Annotated in this window: 1 protein-coding gene and 1 pseudogene; both read right to left on the bottom strand. The window is 74.3% G+C overall.

Annotated features, from left to right (window positions below; translation table 11 throughout):
• Positions 1-212 (bottom strand): annotated as a pseudogene (locus tag ACLQ14_RS19410) (phosphotyrosine protein phosphatase); the annotation flags it as partial.
• A partial coding sequence (locus tag ACLQ14_RS19405; protein ID WP_425816093.1) for a metalloregulator ArsR/SmtB family transcription factor occupies positions 209-1,110 on the bottom strand: 902 nt, incomplete at its 5' end. The gene ACLQ14_RS19405 and the pseudogene ACLQ14_RS19410, both read right to left, overlap by 4 nt.

The raw sequence follows: 1,110 nt of genomic DNA, 5'->3' as shown, positions 1-1,110 counted from the left end.
CGCTCGTCGCGGATGTCGATGCCCTCCTCGAGCATCGCCTCGACGGCGACAGGGTTGATCCGGTCGCCGGGCATGGAACCGGCCGACCGGACCTCGACGGCGCCGCCCGACAGGGCCCGAAGGTAGCCGGCGGCCATCTGGGAGCGGCCCGCGTTGTGGACGCAGACGAACAGGGCGGACGGCTTGGCCTGGGACGTGGTGGTGTCACTCATCGGGGGTCTCCAGTGGTGGGTTCGGATAGTACGAGGTCCGGCACGAGCTCGCCGAGCAGCGCCCGGACCCGGCCGTCGAGCTCGGCACGGATCGCAGCGACGCCAGCCGGCGACGCGAGGGCCGGGTCGCCGACGAGCCAGTCCTCGTACCGGATGCCGGCCAGGACCGGGCAGACGTCGCCGCAGCCCATCGTGACGACGACGTCGGCGGCGCGGACGGCGTCGTCGGTCAGCGGCTTGGGATACGCCGCAGCCTCGTCCACGCCGAGCGCGGCGAGCTCGGGCCGCACGGCGGGGTGGACGTCGGCGGCGGGATTCGAGCCCGCTGAACGGACGACGACCCGGTCGCCGGCGTAGCGATGCACGAGCGCCGCGGCGAGCTGGGACCGGCCCGCGTTCGCGACGCAGACGAACAGCACCTGCGGAGGTGCGGCCGCGCGGTCGCGGGCGAGGTCGGTCAGGCGCTGGCGGGCGAACCGCTCCGTCAGGGTGACCAGGTGCGCGGACACCGTCGCCGAGCGGGCGAGGGCGGCGTACGACTCCCGGACCGTCCGGAGCACCGCCTCCTCGCTCACCTCGGGGAAGCGGGCGGCGAGGTCTGCGGCGAGCCGGTCCAGGGTCGCGTCGACGTTCTCGAGCCCGGTCAGCTCGTGCGCATCGGCGACGGTGTCGAGGGCCGCCGGGGCGAAGGACTCGAGGAGGGACGCGACCGCGGTCCGATAGCCGTCGGCGACCCGGTACCAGACCCAGCTCGCGCGCCGCTCGGAGACCAGCACGCCGACGTCGCGCAGCACGCGGAGGTGGTGCGAGACGGTCGGCTGGGAGACGTCGGTCAGGGCAGCGAGGTCGCACACGCACGCCTCACCGGCGGGCGACGTCGCGATGAACGACAGCATCC

Source organism: Luteimicrobium sp. DT211, assembly GCF_049844995.1.
Lineage (GTDB): Bacteria > Actinomycetota > Actinomycetes > Actinomycetales > Cellulomonadaceae > Luteimicrobium.
Note: the sequence above shows the minus strand (reverse complement) of the source record. Positions and strands in the feature narration are given on the sequence as shown.